Origin of the sequence: Nonomuraea sp. B5E05 (assembly GCF_039880665.1) — a bacterium.
Lineage (GTDB): Bacteria > Actinomycetota > Actinomycetes > Streptosporangiales > Streptosporangiaceae > Nonomuraea.
On the sequence record NZ_JBDPMJ010000005.1, the window covers coordinates 60,646 to 87,263 of the forward strand.

Below are 26,618 nucleotides of genomic sequence, written 5' to 3' on the forward strand. Positions count from 1 at the left end.
GGGGGGTTCGGTGGTGCGTACGCGCCGCCACGCCTGGATGCCGGTGGCTGGGGGGTGGGGCGGGTCACCGACCGTCCATCCCCCAGCGCCGTGAGATGCCGGGAGTACGACGGACCGTGGGGGTCATCGTGCTCCCGGCACTGACTCTCCAGCGCTGAGCCGTGAGGCCGGGGAACTTTCTGCCGCGCCGGGCCCGAGGCCATGAATGCGCTTTTGGAGGCAGGCCCTAGACTTGGCTGCATCAGCGCATCGGCAGGAGGGGCCGCAGCATGTCCAAGTTCACCGAGATCGGTTTGACCTTCGATGACGTGCTGCTGGTGCCCGGATATTCGGATCTCCAACCAGGTGACGCCGACACCAGGTCCCGCCTGTCCCGTGGCGTCACGCTGTCCATCCCGCTGGTCTCCGCCGCCATGGACACCGTGACCGAGGCCCGCATGGCGGTCGCCATGGCGCGGCAGGGCGGCATCGGCATCCTGCACCGCAACCTGTCGGTCGACGAGCAGGCCCAGCAGGCCGATCTGGTCAAGCGGTCCGAGGCCGGCATGGTCACCAATCCGGTGACGTGCAGCCCCGACGACACGCTGGCCGACGTCGAGCGGCTGTGCGCGACCTACCGGATCTCGGGGGTGCCCGTCACCGACGTGTCGGGCACGCTGGTCGGCATCGTGACCAACCGCGACATGCGCTTCGAGACCGACCAGTCGCGGCCCGTGCACCAGGTCATGACCAAGATGCCGCTGGTCACCGCGCCGGTGGGGGTGTCGCGTGACGACGCCTTCGCCCTCCTCAGGAAAAACAAGATCGAAAAGCTGCCCCTCGTCGACACGGAGGGCAGGCTGCGCGGCCTGATCACGGTCAAAGACTTCACCAAGAGCGAGCAGTACCCTCTCTCCACCAAAGACGCCGACGGCCGGCTCATCGTGGGGGCGGCCGTCGGCGTCGGCGGTGACGCGGAGGTGCGGGCCAAGGCGCTGATCGAGGCCGGGGTCGACGTGGTGGTGGTCGACGTGGCCCACGGCCATTCCAAGGGCCTGGCCGACATGATCGCCAAGATCAAGGCCAACAGCAAGGTCGAGGTCATCGGCGGCAACATCGCGACCAGGGCGGGCGCTCAGATGCTGGTCGACGCGGGCGCCGACGCGGTCAAGGTGGGCGTGGGCCCTGGCTCCATCTGCACCACGCGGGTGGTCGCCGGGGTCGGCGCCCCGCAGGTGACCGCCATCCACGAAGCCTCCAAGGCGTGCGCGCCCGCGGGCGTGCCGGTGATCGGCGACGGCGGCCTGCAATATTCCGGTGACATCGTCAAGGCGATCGCCGCCGGCGCCGACACGGTCATGCTGGGCTCGCTGCTCGCGGGGTGCGAGGAGTCGCCCGGCGAACTGATCTTCATCAACGGCAAGCAGTTCAAGTCCTACCGCGGCATGGGCTCGCTCGGCGCCGTACGCAACCGCGAACGCGGCGGCGCCTCTTTCAGCAAAGACCGCTACGCCCAGGCCGACGTCGGCGGCGAGGACAAATACATCCCCGAGGGCATCGAGGGTCAGGTGCCCTATCGCGGCCCGGTGGCGGCCGTCGCCCACCAGCTCATCGGCGGGCTGCGCCAGGGCATGTGGTACGCCGGCTGCCGCACGATCTCGCAGATGCACACCGACTGCGAGCTCATGCCGATCACGGCGGCAGGTCTCAAGGAGAGCCACCCCCACGACATCCAGATGACGGTGGAAGCTCCGAACTATCACAGAAGGTAAGTTCATGACTCAGCAGGTGGAGATCGGCCGGGGCAAGACCGGGCGGCGGGCATACTCGCTTGACGAGATCGGGCTGGTGCCCTCGCGGCGCACCCGTGACCCGGAGGAGGTCTCGATCGCCTGGCAGATCGACGCCTACCGGTTCGAGTTGCCCGTGGTGGTCGCCCCCATGGACAGCGTGGTCTCGCCGGCCACCGCCATCGCGATCGGGCGGCTGGGCGGGCTGGCCCCCCTCGACCTCGAAGGGCTCTGGACCCGCTACGAGGACCCCTCGCCGCTGGTGGAGGAGTGCGCGGCCCTCGACGCGGCGGCGGCGACCAAGCGGCTGCAGGAGATCTACGCGGCGCCGATCCAGGAGGAGCTGATCGGCCGGCGGATCGAGGAGATCCGTGCCTCCGGGGTCACGACCGCCGTACGGCTGTCGCCGCAGCGCACGGTCCAATACCACAAGGCCGTGATCGACGCGGGCGTGGACATCTTCGTCATCCGGGGCACGACCGTCTCCGCCGAGCACGTGTCAGGGCGGGCCGAGCCGCTCAACCTCAAGCAGTTCATCTACGAGCTCGACGTGCCGGTCATCGTGGGCGGCTGCGCGACCCACACGGCCGCCCTGCACCTGATGCGCACCGGCGCGGCGGGGGTGCTGGTCGGCTTCGGCGGCGGCGCCTCCCACACGACGCGCAACGTGCTCGGGGTGGCCGTGCCGATGGCCACCGCGATCTCCGACGTCGCCGCGGCCCGGCGCGACTACATGGACGAGTCGGGCGGGCGCTACGTGCACGTGATCGCCGACGGCGGTATGGGCACGTCCGGTGACATCGCCAAGGCCATCGCCTGCGGGGCCGACGCCGTGATGGTGGGTTCGCCGCTGGCCCGTGCCGCGGAGGCGCCCGGTCACGGGTTCCACTGGGGATCCGAGGCGCACCACCCCGATCTGCCCAGGGGACGGCGGGTCGAGTTCGGGACGGTGGGGACGCTGGAGCAGATCCTGCACGGGCCGTCGAGCGTGGCCGACGGCTCGATGAACCTCATGGGCGCGCTCAAGCGCACCATGGCCTCCACCGGCTATTCCGACATCAAGGAGTTCCAGCGGGTCGAGGTCGTGGTCGCCCCGACCCATCCCTGACCTGTCACGATCCCGTCACCGCGGCCCTGCCCGTCGGGCCGCGGTGAAGCTAGTGTTTCGGGCATGGAATCCCTTGAAGAGAGAGTTGCCCGGCTGGAGACGCAGATCGCCTACCTTCAGCGGCACCTCGGCATCGACCCCGCGCTGATCGACTCCGTTGACCAGGGTCCGCAGCTGCCGCCCGACTTCTACGTGGCGTTGCGGAAGGGGAAGACGATCCAGGCGATCAAGATGTACCGTGAGGCCACCGGGGCGTCGCTGCTGAACGCGAAGAACGCGGTCGAGCAGATGGAGCGGCAGGTCTCCGGCCGGAGGTGAGCTATTTCCGAGGTTGAGCGGATCTTCCGGGCGGAGCCCGAGCCGACCATGGCGCAGCGGATCGTGCGGGCCAAGCGCAAGATCAGGGCGCGGGCATCCCCTACCGGGTCCCGTGCGAGGCCGACCTGCCCGAGCGGCTGCGGGCCGTGCTCGCCGTGGTCTACCTGATCTTCAACGAGGGGTTGCCGTGCACGGCGACGCGCGGACCGCCGAGGACACCGACTGGCGGCAGATCGTGCAGCTCTACGACCTGCTGATGGCCTTCGACCCGGGGCCGGTCGTGGCGGTGCACCGGGCGGTCGCCGTGGCCGAGGCGGAGGGTGCGTAGGCGGCGCTGAGACTGCTGGACGGGCCGCCGGCGGACGACTATCACCTGTTCCGTGCCGTACGGGCCGATCTGCTGCGGCGGCTGGGACGCGAGCCGGAAGCGGCCGAGGCGTACGCGGCTGCGATCGAACGGGCGGGCAACGAGGTGGAGCCGGGGCTTCCTGCGGAGCAGGGCGGGAGGGCCCTCCCGCGACTGATCCACGGGACCGCCGGCGTGCGTCAGCGGGTGTAGGTCGTCAGGAGGGTGCCGTTGCTGAACGTCTCGGTGCCGGTCAGGGTGAACGTGGTCGGCCGGAACCCGCCGTGGAAGGCGGGGATGCCCGCTCCCGCCACCACCGGGTAACACTTGACGATCAGCTCGTCGATCTCGGGCAGGAGCTGGGCGGCCACGTTGCCGCCGCCGCAGAGCCAGATGCCGAGCCCGTCCTCCTGCTTCAGCCGCCGCACCAGGCCGAGCGGGTCGTCCGCAACCAGCTCGACGGCCGGCTCGTCGACGCTCTTGATGGTGCTGGAGATGACGTACTGCTTCATGTGGGCGTAGGGGCTGGTCAGGCCCGCCGGCAGGCCGATCTCGTATGTGCCCCTGCCCATGATCACGGTGTCGAACCGCTGGTTGGGGGCGTCGATGCCGAACTGGGCCCGGAGGGGGGTGGGCATCGTCTCCGGCATGCGCGTGTTGATCCAGGCCGCCAGGTCGTCGGCCACCGGGTAGAAGTCGTATTCGCCGTTGGGCCCCGCGATGTAGCCGTCGATGGAGGTCGCGACGTAGTACGTGAGCTTGCGCAAAACTACTCCCTTTAAAGTACTATGTATGAAGTGCTTCAAACATAGTACTACAAATGGAGTGATGTCAAAATGGTCAGGCAGAACGTCGCCCGGCGGGCGGCACTGGTCGATGCCGCGATCGAGGTGCTGGCCGAGGAAGGGGCCCGCGGGCTGACGTTCAGGGCGGTCGACGCGCAGGCCGCAGTGCCGACCGGCACGGCGTCCAACTACTTCGCCAGCCGCGACGACCTGCTGACCCAGGCGGGCGGCCGGATCTACGAGCGGCTGCAGCCCGACGCCGCCACCATCGCGGCGAGCCTCGACGGGCCGCGTGACCGCGACCGGGTGACCGCGCTCATGCACGAGCTCGTCGATCGCATCTCGGCGTTCAGGTCGGGCTATCTGGCGCTGCTGGAGCTACGGCTGGAGGCGACCAGGCGGCCCCGCCTGCGCGAGGTGCTGACCGAGCGGATCCGCGCCGACGTCGAGGCCAACGTGCGCCATCACCGCGAGGCGGGCCTGCCCGGCGACGACACCACCGTGGTGCTGCTCTACCTGGCCCTCAACTGGCTGATCGTCGAGCGGCTGACGCTGCCGGACGTGTTCGGCGAGGGGGAGGTGCACGCGCTCGTGAGCGCCGCCGTCGAACGGCTGCTCCCCTAGCATGCGGGGATGACTGATCATCGGCACACGCACGAGCTCGTCCAAGAAGGCGATCTCATCACCAAGCGGTACGTGGACGGCAAGCCGGGCGCGGCAGAGCGCGAATGGCGGGCGCTGACCCTCCTGGCCGAGCACGCTCCGGGGCTGGCCCCCGAGCCCGTGGCCTTCGACGGCCGCTCGGTCACGATGACCAGGATCGACGGGCTGCCGATGCGCGGGATCGAGGTGCGGGCCGAGCACGTCGCCGCCATGGCCGAGGCGCGCGCCCGGCTGCACGCCGCCATCCCGTACGGCGTCCTGCGGGACGTTCCCGTGCGCCCGTGGTCGAGCACGGCGGTCGCCGACTGGATCAGGCGGCGCGCCGCGGCCTGGCAGCCCAGGGGGCCGCTGGACGGCAAGGCCGTCGACGAGGGGTCGCGGTGGCTGGAGAGCTGGTCGCCGGGCGAGTCGGGGGTCACGCCCGCGTTCGGCGCGGGAGACGGCAACCTGGCCAACTTCCTGTGGGACGGTTCTCGCGTCCGCCTGGTCGACTTCGAGGACTCAGGGCGCAGCGACGTGGCGTACGAGGTGGCGGAGGTGGCCGAGCACGTGTCGATGTGGGTGGACGGCGAGGTGGAGATCGCGTCCGCGTTCGGCCTGAGCCCGCAGGAGGAGCGGCGGACGCGCGAGCACCGCAGGCTGCACGCCCTGATGTGGTTGTTCCTGCTGGCCCACGACTCCCTCGAGTCCCCGCGCAACCCGCCCGGCACCTTCGAGCGGCAGGCCGGGCGGGTGCTGGCGGCGCTGGGCGCCTGAAAGCGGCTCAGCCCGTGAGCACGCCGAGCAGGTGCGTGACCTCTCTGGACACCGCGTCGCGTCCTGCCTTGAGATATTTCCTGGAGTCGACGACCCGCTCGTCGTGGGCCAGATAGTCGCGGACGGCGCCGGTGAACGCCTTGTTCAGGTGGGTCGCGATGTTGATCTTCTTCATGCCCTTCCCGACGGCCTCACGCAGCACGTCGTCAGGCACCCCCGACGAGCCGTGCAGCACCAGCGGCACCGGCACCGCGGCCCGCAGCTCGGCGATGAGCTCCAGGTCGAGCACCGCGTCCTTGGACGTCATGGCGTGCGAGGTGCCCACCGCGACGGCCAGCGCGTCCACGCCCGTCCTGGTCACGTAGTCGACGGCCTCGTGCGGTTTGGTACGGGCGCCCGGCGCGTGCACGCCGTCCTTGCCCCCGACCTCGCCCAGCTCGGCCTCCACCCACACGCCGCGCCCGTGGCACCAGGCGACCACCTCGGCGGTGTCGGCGACGTTGTCCTCGTCGGGCAGGGCGGAAGCGTCGTACATCACCGAGCCCAGCCCGAGCTCCACCGCCTCCTCGACGAGTGCCCTGTCGGTGGCGTGGTCGAGGTGGACCGCGACCGGCACCTCGGCCCGGCGGGCGACCGCGAGCGCGGCCAGCGCGACCGGCTCCAGCGCGCCGTGGTAGCGCACGCAGTTCTCGCTGATCTGCAATACGACCGGCAACCCCAGCGCCTCCGCGCCGATCACGATGGCGGTGGCGTGTTCGAGCTGGATCACGTTGAACGCGCCCACCCCTGCGGGCGACTGGCTGACGATGTCGCCGATGGCGGCGAGGGGCATGGCACTTGCTCCTTTACGTAATGATGATCTTGGGGTGGATGTCGGCGTACACGTCGGGGTCGAAGTCGCCGGCCACGGGCGCGGCCACGGCCGCCGCGCCCAGCGCCGCGGCCCGCCTCAGTCTGTCAGGCCACGGCGCCCGCTCCACCAGCCCCAGCGCCAGCCCGGCGACCAGCGAGTCGCCCGCCCCGGTCGGGTTTCCCCCCACGGTGTACGGCATGCGTGCCCTGAACGTTCCCTCCCCGGTGACCGCCAGCAGCCCGCCTGCGCCCATGGACACCACCACGGCTTCGGCCCCCCGCTCGCGCAGCGCCTGGGCGCTCTCAGCGGGGTCGCCGCCGGGCATCGCCCTGGCCAGCTCCTCCGCGTTGGGCTTGACGACGGAAGGACGGCCCTCGGGCGCGTGGCGCAGCGGCTCACCGTCGGCGTCCACGATCGCGGGCACGCCCTCGCCGGCCGCGATCGCGGCGAGGGCGGCGTACGTGTCGAGGGGCACGCCGCGCGGCAGGCTTCCCGACAGGACGACCGCGTCGGCGGCGGCCACGAGCGTCTCGTAGCGCCGTACGAAGCTCTCCAGCTCGCCGGGGGTCACCTCGGGACCGGGCTCGTTGAACAGCGCCGTACGCCCGGCCCCGGCGCCGCGCGCCGCGACGCCGGGCGTTTCCGCGCGGGCCTGCCCGGAACCGGGTCGGGCGCGTGCTGGGGACGGGTGGAGTGCTTCCGTGACGGCCAGGGTGGTGCGGGAGTCGGCGGCGATGGGCGTCAGGGCGCTCGGCAGCCCGGCCGCGCGCAGATCGCCTTCGATGGCCTGCCCCGTCGGCCCGCCCGCGAGGCCGGCGACCAGCACTTCGTGGCCCAGTGTCGCCAGCACGCGGGCCACGTTGACACCCTTGCCGCCGGCCCGCCTGTGCACCGCGCCGACCCGGTTGACGCCGTCCCAGTCGATCTCGGGGAGCCGGTAGGTCACGTCGAGGGCGAGGTTGAGCGTCACGGTGAGGATCATCCGGGCTCCGTCACCCAGACGCCGTCCTTCATCACCCCGGTCACCTCCAGCGCGTCGGACAACACCACCAGGTCGGCGGCCTTGCCGACGGCGATCGAGCCGATCCGGTCGGCCAGGCCGAGGATCCGCGCCGGCGTCAGCGAGGCCACCTGCACGGCGTCGGGCAGCGACATGCCCACTTCCCGCACGCTGCGCCGGAACGCGACGTCCATGGTCAGCGTGGAGCCCGCGATCGAGCCGCCCTCGACGAGCCTGGCCACGCCGCCGTCCACGCGCACCGCCATCGAGCCGAGCACGTAGTCGCCGTCGCCGAGGCCGGCGGCCGACATCGCGTCGGTGATCAGCGCGGTCCGGCCGGGGCCCGCCACTTCGTAGGCCAGCCGCAGCATGGCCGGATGCACGTGCACGCCGTCGTTGATCAGCTCGATCGTCACCCGCTCGTCGTCGAGCAGTGCGGCGATCGGCCCGGGGGCGCGGTGCCCGAGCGGCGGCATCGCGTTGTAGAGGTGGGTGGCCACGCTCGCGCCGGCCTCGATGCCGGCGATGGTCTGGTCGTAGCCGGCGTCGCTGTGGCCCACGGCGGCGATCACACCCTCGGAGACGGCCAGCCGGATCGTGTCGAGCGCGCCGGGCAGCTCGGGCGCGATGGTTACCATGCGTACGTGGCCGCGCCCGGCCTTGGCCAGCTCGGCGAACTCCTGCGGCGAGGGCTCGCGCAGCAGCGCGGGGTCGTGCGCGCCGCAGCGGGCCCTGGAGATGTAGGGGCCCTCGAAGTGCACGCCGGCCAGCAGCCCTTCGTCACAGAGCTCGGCCAGCGCCGACGCCGCTCTGAGCAGGTTGTCCGGGGTCTCGGTGACCAGGCTGGCCATCGTCGTGGTGGTGCCGTGGCGCCGGTGCAGCGCCACCGCGTCACGGGCCCGGTCGAGATCGCCGGTCGGGAAGGAGCCGCCCGCACCGCCGTGGTTGTGGATGTCGACGAATCCGGGCACGACGTGCTTTCCGCCCACGCTCAGGCCGGGACCGGGGGCGGATCCGTGGCCGACATGCGTGATGCGGCCGTCTTCGATGGTCAGCCACCCCTCGTGAACTCCCACGGGTGTCACGATCCTGGCGTCGGCAAGAGTAAGGCTCATGGAGACAGAATCACAGATCGCGTGAGGTGCATGGGTTCGTCGGGGTTCAGCTGCTGGGCGAACGCGCGCGCGACGGCCACCCGCTGGGCGCGGACCAGCTCGGCCATGGGGTCGAGCCCGCTCTCGAAGAACGTGCCGCCCGCCTGCTCGACCTGCGCGCGCAGACCGGCGGGAGCGGTGCCGAGCATCCAGGTGACGCGCCCGGGGCCGGCGATGCTGATCGGACCGTGCCGATATTCCATCGCCGGGTACGCCTCCGTCCACGAACGGGACGCCTCGCGCATCTTCAGTGCGGCCTCCTGGGCCAGCCCGACCGTCCAGCCGGCGCCGAGGAAGCTGAACTGCTCGGCCTTGACCAGCTCGTCGGGGAGCGGCGCGGCCACGGCCTGCTCGGCGTCCTCGATCGCCTGGGTGAGGTCTTCGCCGAGGCTGGCCCGCAGCAGGGCCAGCTGCGTGGTGGCGAACCTGGTCTGCACGACCGAGCGCTCGTCGGCGTAGTCGAGCACCACGACCTCGCCGGCGGCCCGCATGATCGGCGTCTCCGGGTCGGCGGTGATGGCCGTGGTCCTCGTTGTGGTGCGGGCGAGCAATTCCAGCACCTCGGTGGTGGTGCCCGAGCGGGTCAGCGCGAGCACGCGGTCGTACGACCGGCCTGAGGGCGCCTCGGAAGCGGCGAAGGCGTCGGTCTCGCCGTGCCCGGCCCGCTCCCGCAGCGCCGCGTACGCCATCGCGATGAACCATGACGTGCCGCAGCCGACGACGGCCACCCGCTCCCCGTGGCGCGGCAGCGCGTCGGCGGGAACGTTCGCGACGGCGCGGCGCCAGCACGACGGCTGGGACACGATCTCGGCCTCGGTGTGGCTGGTCACCACGTGCCTCCCCATGATTGATTGTTTCTGCGTTTTTTATACCAGGTAGGAGCATAAACGGACACTGGTGGCTCCGGCTCTCCAGGGTGTGCGACGCTTGCTCCTGACCTCGTCCATCAGGGAGGCCTCGTGTCCCGCTACGACCGCTGGAACGCCATCCTCGAGCTGCTCTCCCAGGAGGGCAGGCTCTCGGTCGAGGAGGCATCGCAGGCGCTCGACGTCTCCACCGCGACCATCCGGCGGGACTTCGACCAGCTCGCCCAGCAGCAGATGCTCATGCGCACGCGGGGTGGAGCGGTGGCCCAGAGCGTGAGCTACGATCTGCCGCTGCGCTACAAGACCGCCCGGCACGCCGACGAGAAACAGCGCATCGCGGCCGCCGCGGCGGAGTTCGTGACGCCAGGCGGCGTGGTGGGGCTCAACGGCGGCACCACCACCTCCGAGCTGGCTCGTACGCTCGCCACGGCGCCCGCGCTGGAGAGCGGCTTCACCATCGTCACCAACGCGCTCAACATCGCCGCCGAGCTCACCGTCCGCCAGCACGTCAAGATCGTGGTGACCGGGGGTGTGGCCAGGCAGCAGTCGTACGAACTCATAGGGCCGCTGGCGACCGGGGTGCTGGAGCAGGTGACGCTGGACGTGGCCTTCCTCGGGGTCGACGCGCTGGACATCGGGCTGGGCGCGTCGGCGCACCACGAGGGCGAGGCGAGCGTCAACAACCTGCTGATCAGCCGCGCCGGGCAGGTCGTCGTGGTGGCCGACTCCTCCAAGGTGGGCAAGCGGGCGTTCTCCCGCATCTGCCCGATCGGACAGATCGACACACTCGTCACCGACGCCCAGCTCTCCGACGATCTGGCCGGTGAGCTGACAGAGGCGGGGGTAAAGGTCGTACGCGCCTGACCCGCTCAGGCGTTACAGGGTGATGTCGGGGAGGGTAGGAACGGGACACAGGCGACAAAGCCATCCCAGGGGGAAATATGGCGTCGGGAAGGACTGTGGCCCGTCTCGGGCCTGCCGAGCGCGCCGAGGCGCTGGAACGCATGGCCGCGCGAGAGCTCGACGTGGTCGTGGTCGGCGGGGGCATCGTGGGAGCGGGGGTGGCTCTCGACGCCGCCACCCGCGGGCTCGACGTGGGGCTGGTCGAGGCCCGTGACTTCGCCTCCGGCACCTCGTCGCGCTCCTCCAAGCTCATCCACGGCGGCCTGCGCTACCTGGAGCAGCTCAACTTCGAACTGGTGCGCGAGGCCCTCCAGGAGCGGGCGCTGCTGCTGCGGCACATCGCGCCCCACCTCGTCAGGCCGGTGCCGTTCCTCTTCCCGCTGACCCACTACGCCTGGGAACGGGCCTACGTCGGCGCGGGCGTGGCTCTCTACGACACGCTCGGCTTCGCCTCAGGGCTCACCCGCGGCGTGCCCGGCCACCGGCACCTGTCCAGGTCGCGGGCGCGGCGGCTGGCGCCCGCGCTGAAGCGCAGCGCGTTCACCGGCGCCATCCAGTACTGGGACGCGCAGGTCGACGACGCCCGATACGTGATGACCATGTTGCGCACCGCGGCCACCTACGGCGCCCACATCGCTCCCCGGGCGCAGGTGGTGGGGTTCCTGCGGGAGGGGGAGCGGGTCACCGGCGTGCGGGTGCGCGACCTGGAGAGCGGCGAGGAGTTCGAGATCCGCGCCCAGCAGGTCGTCAACGCCACCGGGGTCTGGACCGACGACATCCAGGAACTGGTCGGCGGCCGGGGCCAGATCCACGTACGCGCCTCCAAGGGCATCCACCTCGTCGTGCCGCGCGACCGGATCCAGTCGCTGACCGGGATCATCCTGCGTACGGAGAAGTCCGTGCTCTTCGTGATCCCCTGGGGACGGCACTGGATCATCGGCACCACCGACACGGAGTGGACCCTCGACAAGGGCCACCCGGCCGCCTCCAGGGCCGACATCGACTACCTGCTCGACCACGTCAACGCCGTGCTCTCCGTGCCCCTGAGCCGCGACGACGTCGAAGGAGTCTACGCGGGGCTGCGCCCGCTGCTGACGGGCGAGTCGGACGAGACGTCCAAGCTGTCCAGGGAGCACGTGGTCGCCCATCCGGTGCCGGGCCTGGTGATGACCGCCGGCGGAAAATACACCACCTACCGGGTCATGGCGCGTGACGCGGTCGACGCCGTGGCGCACGGCCTCGACCAGCGGGTGCCCTCTTCGTGCACCGACCGCATCCCGCTGGCCGGCGCGGAGGGCTACCAGGCGCTGTGGAACTCCCGGCACCGCATCGCCCACACCTCCGGGCTGCACGTGGCCAGGATCGAGCACCTGCTGCAGCGTTACGGCTCGCTGATCGACGAGGTGCTGGAGCTGATCGAGCGTGACCCGTCGCTGGGCAGGCCGCTGAGCGGCGCCGACGACTACCTGCGCGCCGAGATCGTCTACGCCGCCACGCACGAGGGCGCCCGGCATCTCAACGACGTGCTCACCCGGCGTACGCGCATCTCCATCGAGACCTTCCACCGGGGCGTGGCCGTGGCGCAGGAGTCGGCCGAACTGCTCGCCGAGCCGCTCGGCTGGGACGGCGAGCAGGTCAAGCGGGAGGTGGGATATTTCACCAAACGCGTGGAGGCCGAGCGCCGCTCCCAGGAACAGGACTCCGACCAGGAGGCCGACGCGATCAGGCTCGGCGCGCCGGAGATCGTCCCCGTGGTCGCGCCCGAGTCCTAGCCGATCAGCCTGCCGGGATCCACGCCTGCTCGGCGAGCGTGGCGGCGTCGTTGACCTGCACGCCCTGAGGGGAGACCGTCCACAGGGAATCGCCGATGACCACCGAGCGCTGGATGCCGGGCTGGAAGCCGCGCTCGTTCTCCCCGCGCTGTGCCGGATGCCTGATCATGCCGAGCTTCGACACGCCCGAGTCGTCGATCTTCAGCGCGAGCGCGCCCGACTCGTCGCCGCTCCTCAGCGGGATCACCGCCAGGCCGGTCCTGGGCCAGTAGAGGAAGGCGTGCGGGTCCCACTCGGCCTCGGAGCCGGAGTCCTTCTGGAACAGCTGCGACAACCTGCGCGGGGAGGCGGGGTCGCTGACGTCGAACAACGACACCTGCGTGCCCTGCGTCCTGCCCTCCTCGTTCGCCTCCTGGCCGATGCCGATCAGCCGGCCGTCGCCGGCCGGGTGGAGGTAGGCGGAGTAGCCGGTGATCTTCAGCTCGCCGGTCACCCTGGGCGCCGCCGGGTCGCGCAGGTCGAGGGTGTAGAGGGGATCGACCTGCTTGAACGTGACGGCGTAGCCGACGGGGCCGATGAACCGGACCGAGTAGATGCGCTCGCCCTTGCCGAGGCCGCCGACCTCGCCCTTCTTCTCCATGGTGGCGGCGTCGAGCACGTGGACGGTGCTCGAACTGCTCTGGCCCTCCCGGGAGTTGAGCGTGGTGGCGACGCGGAGGTGGCCTTCGTGCTCCGACAGCGAGTACTGGTTCAGCAGGCGTCCCGCCACCTTCCCCGACGCCACGTAGGCTGGCGGGCCCGGCTTGGAGACGTCGAACCGGTGGATCTGCGTCTCCTCGGGCGGGAGCGTGGGAGCCGGCCGGGGCACCGGAGGCGGCGAGGACGTGGCCGACACCGTGAGCGTGGGGCTCTCCGTCACGGTGGCCGTCACGACGAACTCGCTGGGAGTGGGTTCCTCAGCCGGGGCCACGCCTCGCGAGGTGCCGCCAGGCGAGGTGGCTCTGTCCGGCGAGGCGGTCATGTCCGGGGTGCTGGTGGGAGTGCCCGGCCTCGTGGTGGGGGCGACCGGCAGCGGGCGGAACGGCATGCCCCACCAGAGCGGGTTGCTGGCCACGTAGAGGCTGCCGCCCGTGCCGTACACGATGTCGCCGTCGGCCGCCAGGGCGATCGGGTCGGTGCCGGTGACGCCCCGGGCCAGGTCGATGGTGTGCACGGTCAACATCGAGGTGCCGGTGTAGTCGGCGGGGTGGCTGACCCGGTCGCACTCGACGGTGCTCTCCTCGGCCGTCCCCGACGCGTCCGTGATCTTGATCTTGGGCAGCCAGGCCTCGGCCGGCGCCTTGCGCACGGCCTCCTGGTTCCGCTTGACGCGCTCGGCCTCCGGGATGTCCCCCCTTCTGACCTGCGGGAACGTGATGTCCGGCTGGCTGCGGGTGACGAGCCTGACCGTCGAGCCGACCATCCTGGCGTCGACGTACGTGCCCTGCGGCTCGACCGTGCTCAGCACCTTGGGCTCGCCGGCCAGGTCGACCAGCACGTACCGCGTGTCGCGCGGCGGCCCGAAGGAGCGGTACACGGCGCCGCCGCCGCGCAGCATGACCAGCGCGCGGTCCCCGGAGATCAGCAGGTCGGCGGGGACGCCGGCCCCGTCGCCGTCGGTCAGGTCGAGGGACTCGGTGACCTTTCTCGTGGCGGTGTCGATGATCCGCAGGGTGCCGTCCGTGACCGTGACGAGCCGGTCGCCGTCCGTCTTGACCAGGTCGGGCTCGTCCACCCCCGCCTCGTGCACGTTGGTCGTGGAGTGCTCGGGCGTGTAGGCCCCGGTGTCGGCCTTCGCCTCCGCCCTGGCGGTCATGGGCATGACGTTGCCGAAGCCGTACGGGCCGACGTTCCTGGCGGCCTGCTCGCGCAGGCCCGCGAGCAGGTCGTCGCACCCGGTGTAGGCCACCAGGCGGACGGCGCCCAGGCTCGTCCTGCCGGGCGGCGCCCCTTCCGGCGCGCAGGCGCAGGCGGCTGCCACCGTCGCCAGCGCCGTGGCGGTCACGGCCGTACGGATCAGCGTCTTCATGCCCTCCATCACGGTTGTGCGGGCAGGATGGTTCAGGAAACTCTGTCCGGATTGATGGTGAACGCCGGGCTGAAGTTGATGTCGTCGGGCACTTCCAGCAGCTTGCGCAGCAGTTTCCCGCTGAAGTCGATCACCTGGACCTCGTCGTTGGGGGCGTTGTCCTGCTCCCAGCAGTAGAGGTGCTTCTCGTCGTAGAAGCCGAGCACCTTGTCGCAGTCGGAGGAGAACTTGCGCAGGCGCTCGCCCGACTCCGAGTCCCAGATGCAGTGGTCCCCGCCACCGCCGTTGGGGCAGTCGGTGACGAACGCGCGCCCCGAGGGCGAGAAGATGTCCTGCGTGCCGGCCGACATCGTGCCGATGCCGGGGAACGAGCGGGTGGCCTTGCCCTCGGCGTCGAAGAAGCGCAGGCCCTGGTTCTTCTCGTCCCCATAGACGTTGACCGTGCCCTCGTCGGCGCCGTCGAAGCCGAAGGCGGTCCCGCGGATCGAGGTGTCGGCCACGTCGATGGTGGTGGCCTTCTTCGTGGCCACGTCGACGATGGTGAAGCCCAGGTGGAGCCAGTCGTCGCCGTTCTTCTTCTCGGTGTTCAGCAGGATGCGCTCGCCGTCTTTCGACCAGGCCCTGATGGTGCTGATCAGGGGTTCCTTCACGATCTTGATCGTGGAACGCTCGCCGGACTCCTGGTCGGTGACGACGATGAAGTCGAAGTCGTCGGAGCTGTAGCTCCTGCCCCGGTGTGCGAGGTAGCGGCCGTCGGGCGAGACCAGCGACTCCCAGTTGCCCGCGTACTTCGTGAACGAGCCGTGCAGGGAGTCCCTGGCGTAGTCGATCCAGTCGTCCTTCTTCTCGTCCTTGATCTCGTAGGAGGTCAGGAAGATCGCGTCGGCGGGATTTTCGTACAGGTGGATCTCGCCGCCGGGGAGTCGCGTCTTCGTGCCGGTGGGCGGCACGGCGGCCCGCGTGGTGCCCGGCGACGGGTCGCGCGTCGCGGTGGTCCGCGACGGCCCGGGGGTCGTGGTGCGGGACGGGTCGGCGAGCGAGGCCTGGTTGACCTGGATGGTCACGACCACGCCGGCGAGCAGCAGCAGGGCGACCGCCACCGTGACGCCGACGATCAGCGGGGTCCTGTTCTTGCGCTGAGGTTGCGTGGCGTACTGCTGATGGGCGATCTGCTCGTGCCGCGCCGGCGGCCAGGGCCCGGGAGGGTGCGGGGGCGGCACCGTGGCGGCGTGTGGTCCCGGCGGCGCGACCGGGCCGTGCGGCCGGCCGAAAGGCGGCCCCGAGTGCGGCCCCGAGTGCGGCCCCGAGTGCGGCGCTGAGTGGGGCGCGGAGTGCGGTCCGGAGTGCGGCGTTGAGTGGGGCCCGGAGTGTGGCGCTGAGTGCGGCCCCGGCGGTTGTCCTCGGTGATGGGCGCCGGGCGCCTGGGGCGCGGCCTCGGCGGCGGCCTCGGCGAGGATGCCGGCGTTGGGGGCGGGGCGCTGCAGCAGCCGCATGATGACCTGCTCGGCGGTCGGCCGTTGCGCGGGGTCCTTGACCAGGCACGCGACCACCACGTCGCGCAGCTGGCCGTCCAGCCTGCCGAGGTCGGGGTGCTGGTTGAGCACGCGGTTGATCACCGCGGGCATCGTGTCGCTGCCGAACGGAGCCCGGGCGGAGGCGGCGAAGACCATCGTGCTGGCCCACGAGAACATGTCGGCGGCCGGCCCGGCGGTGTGGCCCATGATCTGCTCGGGAGCCATGTACGCGGGCGTGCCCACGACCGTGCCGGTGATCGTCGCGGTGGCGTTCAGCGCCCGCGCGATGCCGAAGTCGATCACCCTGGGCCCGTCGGCGCCGATGATCACGTTGGCGGGCTTGAAGTCGCGGTGCACGATGCCGGCCTGGTGGATGGCGGCCAGCGCGGTGGCGGTGCCGATGGCCAGCCGGTGCAGGACGGAGCCCGAGCGCGGTCCCTCTTCCATCACGACCTGGTGTAACGACGGCCCTTCGATGAACTCGCTGATGATGTAGGGGCGGTCCTGCTCGATGCCGGTGCCGAGGACGGCGGCGGTGCAGAACGGCGCGACCTGCTGGGCCACCTCGACCTCGCGCAGGAACCGCTCGACGCTCACCTGGTCGCCCGCCAGGTCGGGACGCATCCACTTGACGGCCACGCGTGTGCCCGACGGGTCGTTGGCGAGGTAGACGACGCCCTGGCCGCCTTCGCCTAGCCTGCCGGTGAGATCCAGGCCGCCCAGCCGTGGCGGATCTCCGGGTCGTAGCGGAGCGATGGATGCCATGGGGGAATTGTGTCCCCATGCCATGCATCAGCAAAAACTACCTGCCGGTAGCGATACCGAATCTTCTTCCTCCCGGCACATGGCGTCCATCGGAGCACCGCCGTCTCGCTCCTGCGCATACGCTGTAAACGTGACGGGTGCTGGTACGGCCGAGCGCATCGTGACCGTCGCGCAGCGCATCCTCCACGAGGAGGGCGCCGCCGCGGTCAGCATGCGGCGCGTCGGCGACGCCGCGGGCATCACCGCCATGGCCATCTACCGGCACTACCCCAACCGGGATGCGCTGCTGCGGGCCGTCGCCAACCGCAGTGCGAGCGAGCTGGCCGCGGAGTGGCGGCGGCGATCCCCCTCGGGGGACCTCATGGAGCGGATCTCGGCGACGCTCGACGACTTCCTCGACTTCGCGCTCGGCAACCGGCACCTGTACCGGTTCCTGGTCCTCGACGCGTGGACGGGGGCACGCCGCTTCCCCGAGGACTTCCGCGACGGGCAGGGGCCGCCGTTCGCCGTCCTCGCGGAGCTCGCCGAGGAGGGCATGCGCACGGGGCTGCTGCGCGAGGACGACGTGCTCGAGACCGCGCTGACCGTCTCGTCGTGCACGCAGGGTCTGGTGCAGCAGTTCCTGAGCGGCCGGATGGGGATGGACGAGGACGACTTCCGCGCGCTCTGCCACCGGTCCATGTGGCGGATCGTCGACGGACTTCGCCTCCGCCCTGAGCAGGGTTAGCCCAGCGGATGGCAGACCCAGACGTTCGGCTCCACATAGACGGCGTGGTCCTGCTCCACGTCGCAGTGCACGGGATTGAGCGCCCCCGGCACCTCGACGGCCCCCGTACGGTCGAACGGCAGGCCGGTCCACTCTCGCCACTCCGCGAGCGTGCCCGCGATCACCATCGAGCGCGGCGCCACCTTGATGATCTTCCCTCCGGCCCGCACGTGCACCCGTAGCCAGGCGTCATGGGGCAGGCCGTCGGGGCGGGTGCGGAAGGCGTACTCGCTCATGGGGGTGTGGGGTTCGAGGTGTTTGGTGCTGGGCCTGACGGGCGCGACGAGCTCGTAGAAGCCGCGGTCGGCGGCGTGGCGGCGCATCGCCGCCACCATCTGCGAGGAGAGCCCCGTGCCCTGCAGGTCGCGCCGCACGGTGATCTCCAGGGCGGAGACGGCGTCGGGCCGGGTGCCGCGGTCGCGGGCCAGCCGGCCCGAGCGGATCACGGCGTCCCAGCCGTCGTCGGGCAGCTCGGACCCCCTCGCCACGAATGGGATCATGCACGCCCGCGCCACCAGCCTGCCGGGCTCGGCGTCGTCGTCGGCCACGAGCACGTAGTCGGCGTAGGCGGTGGTGGCGACCGCGTAGAACAGGTCGGCGATCGGGTCGTTGAGTATGAACTCCTGCCACGTATGGTCCATGTCCCACAACGCCGACGCGAGCTCCGGACGCTCCGCGAGCGTCGTGATCTGGAGGGCCATACGGCCCAGTTTCGCATTCCGGTCTACTGGGACGCGCGCCATTAATCTGCGCAAAGTTGTGCGCTAGCGTCGGCGGCATGACCGAACTTGACGCCAGGTTGAGAGCCGTCGCCGACCTGATCGTGCCCGAGGCGCGCGAGGGCGGCGGCAGGCACGAGTACGACGGCCGGATCCAGGACCTGTCACCCGACGGCGTACGCGCCGGACTGGCCCGGCTCGGCGAGGGAGCCGCGCCCGCCGGCTCACACGACGCCAGGCACCTGGAGGTGTTCGAGGTGGGCCTGCGCACCCAGTTCGGCGAGCTGGCCCTGCACCGCAGGAACCCGCTGCTCCACCTCTCCAACCTCGACCTGGCCTGCTACGACCGCGACTACGCCACGGCCGGCGACCGCGCCGCGGCCAAGGCGGCCCACCTCGCACTGTGGCCGGAAGCCGTGAGCAACGCGATCGACGCGCTCGACCTGATTCCGGCCCCCGTCGCGAAATCCCTGGTGAACACCGCCAAGGGCCTGGCCGCCGGGGTCACGGACGAGACCGCGCTGCAGGCACACGGCAGGCTCGTCGCCCACATCCAGCGGGCGGCGGACGAGGGCGACCCCGACGCGGCACTCGGCGGCGAGGCCCTGGCCGGCCTCATGGGCACGGCCGAAGGGCTCCCCGTCGACCTGGGCAGGCTGGCGGAGCGGGCCGACGCCGAGCGCGACCGGCTCATGGCGCTGCTCGCCGAGTCCTGCGCCAAGCTGGGGGAGCAGGGCCGCCCGCCGCTCGACGTCGTACGCGAGCTGGTCAAGGACCACCCCGACGCCGACGGCGTGATCGAGGCGGCCAGGATCGGCACGGAGAAGGCCATCGCGTTCACCCGCGAGAAGGACCTCGTGCCCTACCACGACGGCGAGTGCCTGGTCGGGCCGGCACCCGAGTCACGCCGCTGGGCGATGGCCATGATGTCGTGGAACGCGCCCGGCGAGCCCGAGGGCCCCTCCTGGTACCACGTCACGCCGCCCGACCCCAGCTGGCCGCGGCAGGACCAGGAGGAGTGGCTGGAGGTCTTCAGCCGCACCACGTTGCCCGCGATCAACGTGCACGAGGTCGCCCCCGGGCACTTCTCGCACGCCAGGGCGCTGCGGCGGGCGCCGTCGGAGGTGCGCAGGCTGCTGCAGTCGACCGCGTTCATCGAGGGCTGGGCCCATTACGCCGAGGAGCTCTGCGTCGAGGAGGGCTTCGAGGCCGGCGACCCCCGCTTCGAGATCGGCGTCTGGCTGGAGGCGCTGATCCGCGTCACCCGGCTGGCCTGCGCGATCGGCGTGCACACCGGCCAGATGACGGTCGAGGAGGGTGCCAGACGGTTCGCGTCGGACACGCACCTGGCCGGCCCCGCCGCGACGGCGGAGGCGGAACGGGCGTCGTTCGACCCGACGTACGGCCGTTACACGTGGGGCAAGCTGCTCATCCGCGACCTGCGCGAGCAGGCCCGTAAGGAATGGGGCGCCGGCTTCACCCTGCAGCGCTTCCACAAGGCGCTGTTCGATCTCGGTTCGCCGCCTCTGGGCCTGATCGGAGCCATCCTGTAGCGTCTGGTGATCCGGGGACGGGCGGCTGCCGGTTCACCACTGACGTTCGTGGGCCAGCACCCGCACCACCGTGCCGCTGCGCGGCTTGACCAGCAGGCGTACGGAGTCGCCCGGCAGCACGTCCTGGTAGACGCCCTGCTTGACCCGGAACGCGACGGCCGTCTCCGAGCTGCCGTCGTGCACCGCGATGTGGTAGGTGTTCTCGCTGTCCGTGCCGGCCTCGACCCAGCGCTTGACGACGTGGCCCCTGATCTCCTGCCGCTTGGGGCCCCGCGCGACGGCGGCCGCCGGCACGATCTCCACGCCGCGCCAGCCGCTGCCCGTGAAGATCCATTCCTGCTGCGGGTTCACCTCCACGTGCCCCGGCCCGGCGACCTCACGTCCGGCGGGAGTCAGCAGGAACCCGCGGCCCGCCAGGAGCAGCCCGAACCCGGCCACGAACGACACCATCGTCGCGATCATCCCGGGCCATGACAGGCCGGCCGCGGACACGGTGGCGAACCACGGGACCACCAGCCCGCCGGCCAGCAGCACCGGGACGATCATGCTCGACCAGCGCCGCCGCGCCAGCCCGAGGTCGATGGCGCACCGCCGGACCAGGGGGAGGAACTCGCGGTCGAGCGCCTGCCCGTCGGGCATGAGCGCGATCACCGGGGCCCGCGGAGCCCCGCCCATCCGGGTGCTCACCTGATCGAGCACCCACTGCTCGTACGGCAGGAGGGGTTCCGCCCGCCGCGGTGTCAACGACAGCCGGTCGCCCTCCACGATGGCCCACCCGCGCCCGGCCAGCTCGAACAGCGCCGAGTGGAACACGTCCTGCACCCGCATGCCGCGTAAGAGCTCCGCCACGGGGGCGGGCGCCGGATGGCGCGGCTCCCGCTCCGGGGTCCTGTCGCGACCGGACACCTGGAAGGCGGCGGCCAGGGTGGCGACCCAGAGAGCCCAGGTCGTCGCCGGCCAGACAAGATCCATTCTTCTGTGTTAGCACGAGAGCGGGAGCCAGGCCAGGCGTAATGCACAAGGCCGATAGACTGTACTCACCGCGTTCCGCCTTCTGGAGGGTCTTCAGTGTCTGAATTCGACACGGTTCTGGTGGTCGACTTCGGCGCGCAATATGCGCAGCTCATCGCCAGGCGGGTGCGTGAGTGCCACGTCTACTCCGAGATCGTCCCCTCGTCGATGCCCGTCGAGGAGATGATGGCGAAGAACCCGAAGGCGATCATCCTGTCCGGTGGCCCCTCCTCGGTCTACGCCGACGGCGCGCCGCCCGTGCCGCACGGGCTGTTCGCGACGGGCGTGCCCACGTTCGGCATCTGCTACGGCTTCCAGGCCATGGCGCGGGCGCTGGGCGGTGAGGTGGCCCGCACGGGCGTCGCCGAATACGGCGGCACCGCGCTCGAGGTGCTCCACGAGGGCGTCATCTTCGCCGGCCTGCCGAGCGCCCAGAAGGTCTGGATGTCCCACGGCGACAGCGTGGCCAGCGCCCCCGAGGGGTTCACGGTGACCGCCTCGACGAGCCAGACTCCGGTCGCCGCCTTCGAGCACCCCGAGAAGGGTCTCTACGGCGTGCAGTTCCACCCGGAGGTGCTCCACTCCGAGCACGGGCAGGCGGTGCTCAGGCACTTCCTCGAGGCGGCCGGCTGCCGCCCGTCCTGGACCATGCTCAACATCGTCGAAGACTCCGTCGAGGCCGTGCGCCGCCAGGTCGGCGACGGTCACGCGATCTGCGCGCTGTCGGGCGGCGTCGACTCCGCGGTGGCCGCCGCCATCGTGCAGCGCGCCATCGGTGACCGGCTGACCTGCGTCTTCGTCGACCACGGCCTGCTGCGCAAGGGCGAGGCCGAGCAGGTCGAGCGCGACTTCGTGGCCGTCACCGGCGTCAAGCTGCGCGTCGTCGACGCCGCCGACCGCTTCATCAAGGCGCTGGAAGGCGTCACCGACCCCGAGGAGAAGCGGAAGATCATCGGCCGCGAGTTCATCCGCGTCTTCGAGGACGAACAGCGCGCCATCATGGCCGACAAGCCCGTGGAGTTCCTCGTCCAGGGCACGCTCTACCCCGACGTGGTCGAGTCGGGCGGCGGCACCGGCACCGCCAACATCAAGTCCCACCACAACGTCGGCGGCCTGCCGGACGACCTGCGGTTCACACTGGTGGAGCCGCTGCGGGCGCTGTTCAAGGACGAGGTCCGCCGGGCCGGCGAGGAGCTCGGGCTGCCCGCCGCCATGGTCTGGCGCCAGCCGTTCCCCGGCCCCGGCCTGGGCATCCGCATCGTCGGAGAGGTGACGCGCGAGCGCCTTGAGCTGCTGCGCGAGGCCGACGCGATCGCCCGCGAAGAGCTGTCCAGGGCGGGCCTCGACCGGCAGATCTGGCAGTGCCCCGTGGTGCTGCTGGCCGACGTGCGCTCGGTGGGGGTGCAGGGCGACGGGCGCACCTACGGCCATCCGGTGGTGCTGCGCCCGGTGACGTCGGAGGACGCGATGACGGCCGACTGGGCGAAGGTGCCCTACGACGTGCTGTCCCGCATCTCGACCCGGATCACCAACGAGGTCCGCGAGGTCAACCGCGTGGTGCTCGACGTGACCAGCAAGCCCCCCGGCACCATCGAGTGGGAGTGACCTCTCCGCACACCACTCTCGCGGCGGCTAACCGCCTGTGAGGAGATTCAGTGCGGCTTCGATGAAGGGCGCGAGCAGGGGGTTGTCATCGCCTGCCCGGGTGGCGAGTACGACCTGGCCCGGCTTCACTCCCTCCAAGGGGATGCTGGTGAGGCCGGGATGGAGGGTCTCCGCGCGCAGGCCGGCCGAGACGATGACCACGGCCTGACCGGCCGCGACGATCTCGAACTTCTCCTCAGGCGCCTCGACCAGCGGGCCGTCTGGCGCGAGACTGCCGTCCGGTCGCGGATCGATCCGCCAGTAGGCGTTCCAGGTCCTGTCGGGCAGGCGCGGCAGGGCCTCGTCACCGATGTCGTCGAGGGTCACCTGCTCCTTGCCGGCCAGGTGATGATCGCGGGAGACGAGAAGGACCCGCGGCTCGTCGTAGAGAACCGTCACGTCGAGCCCGTCGTCGCGGAGCGGCAGCCGGGACACCACCACGTCCACCCGGCGATCGAGCAGCGCGGCACGCGGTTCGTTCCAGGCCAGCTGCACCACGCGCACCTCGGCGTCGGGATGCCGATGACGGAGGTCGCGCACCGCGGGCATGACCGGCACGTGCAGGGTGTGCCCGACCGCGATCCTGCTGGGGCGGGCCGTGGCGCGGGTGGCGGCCACCGCCTGGGCCGATGATCGCAGCAACGCCCTGGCACGGGGCAGGAACACCTCGCCCGCTTCGGTCAACCGGGTGCCGTGCGGGGTGCGGTCGAGCAGGGGAACGCCGAGCCGCCGCTCCAGGCCGCGGATCTGACGGCTCAGCGAGGGCTGGGTGAGGTGCAGGGCTTCGGCGGCCCTGCCGAAGTGCCGGTGCTCAGCGACGACCGTGAAATAGCGCACTGATCGCAGATCCAGATCCGGCGCCGACTCGGCCATGCCTGCAGCATAGCCCCCTGGTTGACGTCGGGTGATGCCTCAGGCGTATGACGATGCCACACAAGCTTTGGACTCCGCGCGCCGGCCTTCCGACGATGGGATCACCACGAACGGGGCCCTGCCGTACAAGAAGATGGAGAGCCACATGCCTGAAGCAACTCGCCGCGCTGTGCTGGGAACGGTGGCCGGACTGTCAGCCGTCCCGCTTCTGACGGGTACGTCGAGGTCCGCGTCGACGGCTCCCGACGAGGACCAGATCCTGCAGCAGATGGCCGACGCGTTCGGCGAGCAGCTCCGTTCGCCGATCATGCATTCTCCGGAGGAGCAGGGCCTCGACTACGAGGACGTCACCTTCCAGGCGGTTGACGGCGTGCCCATCGAGGGCTGGTTCATCCCTGCCCGGGGATCCGACAAGCTGATCATCGCCAATCACCCGATGGGATTCAGCCGGGCCGGGCTGCCCGGCCATCTGGAACCGTGGAAGTCGATCTGGAGTTCCAGCGGCAACGACATGGAGGTGGACCTCGTACCCGACTACAAGATCCTTCACGACGCCGGGTACAACGTGCTCGCCTACGACCTGCGCAACTACGGCCTCAGCGGAGCCGCCAACGGCGGCATCGCCTCCAGCGGGATCTTCGAGTCGCGTGACGTCCTGGGCTCGCTGCGGTACGCACGCCAGCGGCGGGACACGCGGAACATGCGGATCGGCCTGTTCAGCCGCTGCCTGGGCTGCAGCTCCACGTTTCACGCGATGAGCAGCGACCCGCGGGCGTTCGACGGCGTGCGCTGCCTGGTGGGGCCGCAACCGGTCACCATGGAGGTCATCATGGCCCGGCGGCTGGTCATGGCGGGCGTGCCCGCCGACCGCATCGACGAGTTGGAAAGGCTGGTGGTGCTGCGCACCGGCATTCCCTTCGCGCAGCGGCAGCCACAGCAGTGGGCCAAGGGGGTCCGGGTCCCGACCCTCCTCTACCAGGTGCATGACGACACGCTGACCGATCCGAGCGACGTACAGACGATGTTCGACAACATTCCGGTCGCCGACAAGAAGCTCCAGTGGATCCGCGGTACCGACCGCCGCTTCGACGGCTACCTGGAGTTCCAGAGGCGCCCGCAACCGATGCTGCAGTGGTTCGAGTCTCACATGGGGTCCTGAGTGGGCGCCGCCGAGCCTCATGAACGTGACCGGGCCCCGGGGCGTGTGCTCCCGGGGCCCGGCCGGACCGGATGTGGTCACCGCTTCTTGGCGCACAGGGCCGTGTCGGTGGCCTTGATGACGCTCATCGCGCCCGCGTCGGAGGAAGGCAGCGCCGTGACCGCGATGGCGGCGGCCCTGCCGTCGTCGGTGATGCCGCCGCGGGTCTCGTAGCCGTCGATGTCACCGCCGTGGCCCCACGCCACGCCGCCGCAGCTCAGCGTGATCTTCATCAGGCCGAGCCCGTAGCTCCAGCCGGCCGGCATGCCGGACGTCTTCACGGTCTTCTTCATGGCCTTGAGCTGCGCCGGCTTGAGCAGCGTGCCGTCCATCAGGGCGACCCAGAAGCGGTTCAGGTCGCTGGGGGTGGCGATGAGCTGACCGGCCGCGCCGCCCCACGACGGGTCGAGGTTCGTGATGTCGAGCAGCTTGCCGCCGGGCTTCCTGGAGCCGTACCCCTTCGCGTGGGGGCCACGGATCGTCTTGACCTTCTTGCCCGGCCAGTACGTGTGGCGCAGGCTCGCCCGCTTGATGATCCGGTCGGTGATCGCCGTGCTCACCGGCTTGCCCGTGACCTTCTCGATGAGCAGGCCGAGCACGGTGTAGCCGGTGTTGCTGTACTCCCAGTTCTTGCCGGGCGCGAACGACGCCTTGTGCTTGAAGGCGATCTTCAGCAGGTCCTGAGGGGTGCTGTACCTGTCGCGGGCGTCGAAGATGTTGGGGATCCAGCGGGTGTAGTTGGGCAGGCCGCTGGTGTGCTGCAGCAACTGCCGTACGGTGATCTTGCGGCCGTCGCCGGCCTTTCCGCGGATCAGCTTCGGCAGGTACGTCTCGATCGGCTCGTCCAGCTTGATCTTGCCCTCGCCCACGAGCTGCAGCACGGTCACGGCGGTGAAGGTCTTGGTGTTGCTGGCGATGCGCACGTACCCGTCGACCGGCACCTTCGCCTTGGTCTTGAGGTCGCCGACCCCGGCGGTGTAGTAGCGGGTCCTGCCCTCGCTGTCACGGACGGCGGCCAGCGCCGCCGGGAACTTGTGCTTCTTGACCAGGCCGTTCAGCTGCTTCTGCAGGGCGTCGTTGCTGCGGTTGCGCTTGGCTTCCTTCACCTCTTGGCGCATCTCGTCCAGCTCGGCCTGCAACTCGTCCGCGGGGTTGTGCTGCGGGACGTTCGCTCCCACTTCCGGACCGATCACCGCGGCGGCGGGGGCGGCGGCCACGCTCATCGCCGTCAGCGCGGACAGCGCCGTGACGGCCAGGACGCGCATGCGCCGGGCGGTCGAGGAAGGGGAAGAGAGACGCGACATGGGTAACGCTCCTGCATTCGGGGGTGGTGTCCGCTCCGGACATCAACCAGCATGTCGTCCCGGCCCTCTCACCTACGATCCCGCCCGCTGGTCTTTGCCGGGTACAGCCAGCTGTACCGGTCACCAACGAGTGAGCCGCATCGAGTGGACGACTTCCTACAAGTGGCTTTCAGTTTGGCGTATGCTGGCGCGCAGAACTAAAATTTTGTTGTAGGAGACAGCACTGTGGGGTCAGCTGGAGACTCGCCTCGGGCGCGACTGTGGCGTCGAGCCGCACTCCAGCGTGGCTATTTCACGGCGGCGCAGGCTCTCGAAGACGGTTACAGCTACCAGTCCCAGCACTTTCAGGCCCGCAGCGGCAACTGGACGCGCGTCGATCGCGGCCTCTACCGCTTCCACGAGTTCGCCGACCTCCCACAAGGCGAACATGATCACCTCGTCCGCTGGGCACTGTGGGGCCAGGGGCGTGCGGTCGTGTCCCATACCACCGCGTTGGCTGTTCACGATCTGGGCATCGCCAACCCTGCGCGGGTTCATCTGACGGTTCCGGCGGGCTTTCGCCGGCGGCATGCGTCGGTCGTCCTCCACCGCGCCGATCTGCGCGGTGATGAAGTCGAGGAGCATGAGGGCTTTCGGGTGACAAAGCCCGTACGCGCCATCGTGGAGTCCGCGGCGGACCGGGTGGGCCAGGACCTGATCGACTCCGCCGTGGCTGAGCTGCTCGCTCGTGGTGCCGCGACCAAGGGGCAACTTCTGCGAGCCGCACAACGAGCAGGCGCCCGGGCTGAGCTCGCCGTGGAGCGGGCCATCCAGGAGTTCACATGAGCCGCTATACGACATCGGTGGATCTCCGCCGAGCTTTATGGTCTGTCCTCCGACCGTGAGTTGCTCGATGTGGTGCACCACGTGT

Annotated in this window: 25 protein-coding genes; 13 read left to right on the top strand and 12 right to left on the bottom strand. The window is 70.6% G+C overall.

What is annotated here, in order from left to right:
* Positions 1 to 269: 269 nt before the first annotated feature.
* The 4 genes from guaB (at position 270) to ABGB01_RS11330 (ending at position 3,523) form a co-directional block, all read left to right on the top strand.
* A complete protein-coding gene (gene guaB / locus ABGB01_RS11315; RefSeq protein ID WP_347773015.1) occupies positions 270 to 1,751 on the top strand; it encodes an IMP dehydrogenase in 1,482 nt (493 codons plus the stop codon).
* Positions 1,752 to 1,755: 4 nt separating this feature from the next.
* Positions 1,756 to 2,877 (top strand): GuaB3 family IMP dehydrogenase-related protein, encoded by a 1,122-nt coding sequence (locus tag ABGB01_RS11320; RefSeq protein WP_347646514.1) that lies wholly within the window; start codon positions 1,756 to 1,758, stop codon positions 2,875 to 2,877.
* 63 nt (positions 2,878 to 2,940) lie between these two features.
* Positions 2,941 to 3,195 carry a hypothetical protein gene (locus ABGB01_RS11325; RefSeq protein WP_347773017.1) on the top strand — a complete coding sequence of 85 codons (255 nt, stop codon included), beginning with the start codon at positions 2,941 to 2,943 and terminating at the stop codon, positions 3,193 to 3,195.
* A 187-nt stretch (positions 3,196 to 3,382) separates the two neighbouring features.
* Positions 3,383 to 3,523, top strand: a complete 141-nt coding sequence (locus ABGB01_RS11330; protein ID WP_347773019.1) for a hypothetical protein — start codon at positions 3,383 to 3,385, stop codon at positions 3,521 to 3,523.
* A gap of 218 nt (positions 3,524 to 3,741) precedes the next feature.
* On the opposite strand, the gene ABGB01_RS11335 is transcribed toward ABGB01_RS11330, so the two are convergent.
* Positions 3,742 to 4,308, bottom strand: a complete 567-nt coding sequence (locus ABGB01_RS11335; RefSeq protein WP_347773021.1) for a dihydrofolate reductase family protein — start codon at positions 4,306 to 4,308, stop codon at positions 3,742 to 3,744.
* A gap of 69 nt (positions 4,309 to 4,377) precedes the next feature.
* Between ABGB01_RS11335 and ABGB01_RS11340 the strand changes: the two genes are divergently transcribed.
* Entirely contained in the window at positions 4,378 to 4,950 is a 573-nt protein-coding gene (locus tag ABGB01_RS11340; protein WP_347773023.1) for a TetR family transcriptional regulator, read from the top strand.
* A 9-nt stretch (positions 4,951 to 4,959) separates the two neighbouring features.
* On the top strand, positions 4,960 to 5,745 hold the full coding sequence (locus tag ABGB01_RS11345) for a phosphotransferase (protein ID WP_347773025.1): 786 nt from the start codon (positions 4,960 to 4,962) through the stop codon (positions 5,743 to 5,745).
* A gap of 7 nt (positions 5,746 to 5,752) precedes the next feature.
* Here ABGB01_RS11345 and ABGB01_RS11350 read toward each other — a convergent pair whose 3' ends face one another.
* The 4 genes from ABGB01_RS11350 to ABGB01_RS11365 are packed head-to-tail and all read right to left on the bottom strand — an operon-like array spanning position 5,753 to position 9,582.
* A complete protein-coding gene (locus ABGB01_RS11350; protein WP_347773027.1) occupies positions 5,753 to 6,577 on the bottom strand; it encodes a class II fructose-bisphosphate aldolase in 825 nt (274 codons plus the stop codon).
* A gap of 13 nt (positions 6,578 to 6,590) precedes the next feature.
* A complete protein-coding gene (locus ABGB01_RS11355) occupies positions 6,591 to 7,580 on the bottom strand; it encodes a 1-phosphofructokinase family hexose kinase (RefSeq protein WP_347773029.1) in 990 nt (329 codons plus the stop codon).
* The gene (nagA, locus tag ABGB01_RS11360) at positions 7,577 to 8,713 is read right to left on the bottom strand and encodes an N-acetylglucosamine-6-phosphate deacetylase (RefSeq protein ID WP_347773031.1); all 1,137 of its coding nucleotides are present in this window, start codon (positions 8,711 to 8,713) and stop codon (positions 7,577 to 7,579) included. Before nagA ends, ABGB01_RS11355 begins: the two co-directional genes overlap by 4 nt.
* On the bottom strand, positions 8,710 to 9,582 hold the full coding sequence (locus ABGB01_RS11365) for a sugar isomerase (RefSeq protein ID WP_347773033.1): 873 nt from the start codon (positions 9,580 to 9,582) through the stop codon (positions 8,710 to 8,712). Before ABGB01_RS11365 ends, nagA begins: the two co-directional genes overlap by 4 nt.
* 129 nt (positions 9,583 to 9,711) lie before the next feature.
* Here ABGB01_RS11365 and ABGB01_RS11370 point away from each other — a divergent pair, with 129 nt between their 5' ends.
* Both ABGB01_RS11370 and ABGB01_RS11375 read left to right on the top strand, forming a co-directional pair.
* Positions 9,712 to 10,482, top strand: coding sequence for a DeoR/GlpR family DNA-binding transcription regulator (locus ABGB01_RS11370; RefSeq protein ID WP_347773035.1), 771 nt, complete (start codon positions 9,712 to 9,714; stop codon positions 10,480 to 10,482).
* A gap of 77 nt (positions 10,483 to 10,559) precedes the next feature.
* Positions 10,560 to 12,293, top strand: coding sequence for a glycerol-3-phosphate dehydrogenase/oxidase (locus tag ABGB01_RS11375; RefSeq protein ID WP_347773038.1), 1,734 nt, complete (start codon positions 10,560 to 10,562; stop codon positions 12,291 to 12,293).
* A gap of 4 nt (positions 12,294 to 12,297) precedes the next feature.
* On the opposite strand, the gene ABGB01_RS11380 is transcribed toward ABGB01_RS11375, so the two are convergent.
* Positions 12,298 to 14,361, bottom strand: a complete 2,064-nt coding sequence (locus tag ABGB01_RS11380; RefSeq protein WP_347773040.1) for a beta-propeller domain-containing protein — start codon at positions 14,359 to 14,361, stop codon at positions 12,298 to 12,300.
* Between the two features lie 32 nt (positions 14,362 to 14,393).
* Positions 14,394 to 16,640, bottom strand: a complete 2,247-nt coding sequence (locus ABGB01_RS11385) for a protein kinase (RefSeq protein WP_347773042.1) — start codon at positions 16,638 to 16,640, stop codon at positions 14,394 to 14,396.
* Positions 16,641 to 16,770: 130 nt separating this feature from the next.
* On the opposite strand from ABGB01_RS11385, the gene ABGB01_RS11390 reads away from it, so the two are divergent.
* Positions 16,771 to 17,367: a TetR/AcrR family transcriptional regulator gene (locus ABGB01_RS11390; RefSeq protein WP_347773044.1), complete on the top strand. Its 597-nt coding sequence runs from the start codon at positions 16,771 to 16,773 to the stop codon at positions 17,365 to 17,367.
* On the opposite strand, the gene ABGB01_RS11395 is transcribed toward ABGB01_RS11390, so the two are convergent.
* The gene (locus ABGB01_RS11395; protein WP_347773046.1) at positions 17,364 to 18,107 is read right to left on the bottom strand and encodes an N-acetyltransferase; all 744 of its coding nucleotides are present in this window, start codon (positions 18,105 to 18,107) and stop codon (positions 17,364 to 17,366) included. The genes ABGB01_RS11390 and ABGB01_RS11395 overlap by 4 nt on opposite strands.
* 77 nt (positions 18,108 to 18,184) lie before the next feature.
* Here ABGB01_RS11395 and ABGB01_RS11400 point away from each other — a divergent pair, with 77 nt between their 5' ends.
* Entirely contained in the window at positions 18,185 to 19,678 is a 1,494-nt protein-coding gene (locus ABGB01_RS11400) for a DUF885 family protein (protein WP_347773048.1), read from the top strand.
* 33 nt (positions 19,679 to 19,711) lie between these two features.
* Here ABGB01_RS11400 and ABGB01_RS11405 read toward each other — a convergent pair whose 3' ends face one another.
* Positions 19,712 to 20,650 carry a hypothetical protein gene (locus ABGB01_RS11405; protein WP_347773050.1) on the bottom strand — a complete coding sequence of 313 codons (939 nt, stop codon included), beginning with the start codon at positions 20,648 to 20,650 and terminating at the stop codon, positions 19,712 to 19,714.
* Between the two features lie 96 nt (positions 20,651 to 20,746).
* On the opposite strand from ABGB01_RS11405, the gene guaA reads away from it, so the two are divergent.
* Positions 20,747 to 22,294, top strand: a complete 1,548-nt coding sequence (gene guaA / locus ABGB01_RS11410) for a glutamine-hydrolyzing GMP synthase (RefSeq protein ID WP_347616735.1) — start codon at positions 20,747 to 20,749, stop codon at positions 22,292 to 22,294.
* Between the two features lie 27 nt (positions 22,295 to 22,321).
* Here the strand turns inward: guaA and ABGB01_RS11415 are convergent, their stop codons facing one another.
* Positions 22,322 to 23,206 carry a LysR family transcriptional regulator gene (locus ABGB01_RS11415; RefSeq protein WP_347773053.1) on the bottom strand — a complete coding sequence of 295 codons (885 nt, stop codon included), beginning with the start codon at positions 23,204 to 23,206 and terminating at the stop codon, positions 22,322 to 22,324.
* A gap of 145 nt (positions 23,207 to 23,351) precedes the next feature.
* On the opposite strand from ABGB01_RS11415, the gene ABGB01_RS11420 reads away from it, so the two are divergent.
* Positions 23,352 to 24,365 carry a hypothetical protein gene (locus ABGB01_RS11420; RefSeq protein WP_347773055.1) on the top strand — a complete coding sequence of 338 codons (1,014 nt, stop codon included), beginning with the start codon at positions 23,352 to 23,354 and terminating at the stop codon, positions 24,363 to 24,365.
* Between the two features lie 77 nt (positions 24,366 to 24,442).
* Here ABGB01_RS11420 and ABGB01_RS11425 read toward each other — a convergent pair whose 3' ends face one another.
* Positions 24,443 to 25,708 (bottom strand): serine hydrolase, encoded by a 1,266-nt coding sequence (locus ABGB01_RS11425; RefSeq protein ID WP_347773057.1) that lies wholly within the window; start codon positions 25,706 to 25,708, stop codon positions 24,443 to 24,445.
* Positions 25,709 to 25,939: 231 nt separating this feature from the next.
* Positions 25,940 to 26,332, bottom strand: coding sequence for a hypothetical protein (locus tag ABGB01_RS11430; protein ID WP_347773059.1), 393 nt, complete (start codon positions 26,330 to 26,332; stop codon positions 25,940 to 25,942).
* Between the two features lie 12 nt (positions 26,333 to 26,344).
* Here ABGB01_RS11430 and ABGB01_RS11435 point away from each other — a divergent pair, with 12 nt between their 5' ends.
* Positions 26,345 to 26,533, top strand: a complete 189-nt coding sequence (locus ABGB01_RS11435) for a hypothetical protein (RefSeq protein ID WP_347773061.1) — start codon at positions 26,345 to 26,347, stop codon at positions 26,531 to 26,533.
* Positions 26,534 to 26,618: the final 85 nt, after the last annotated feature.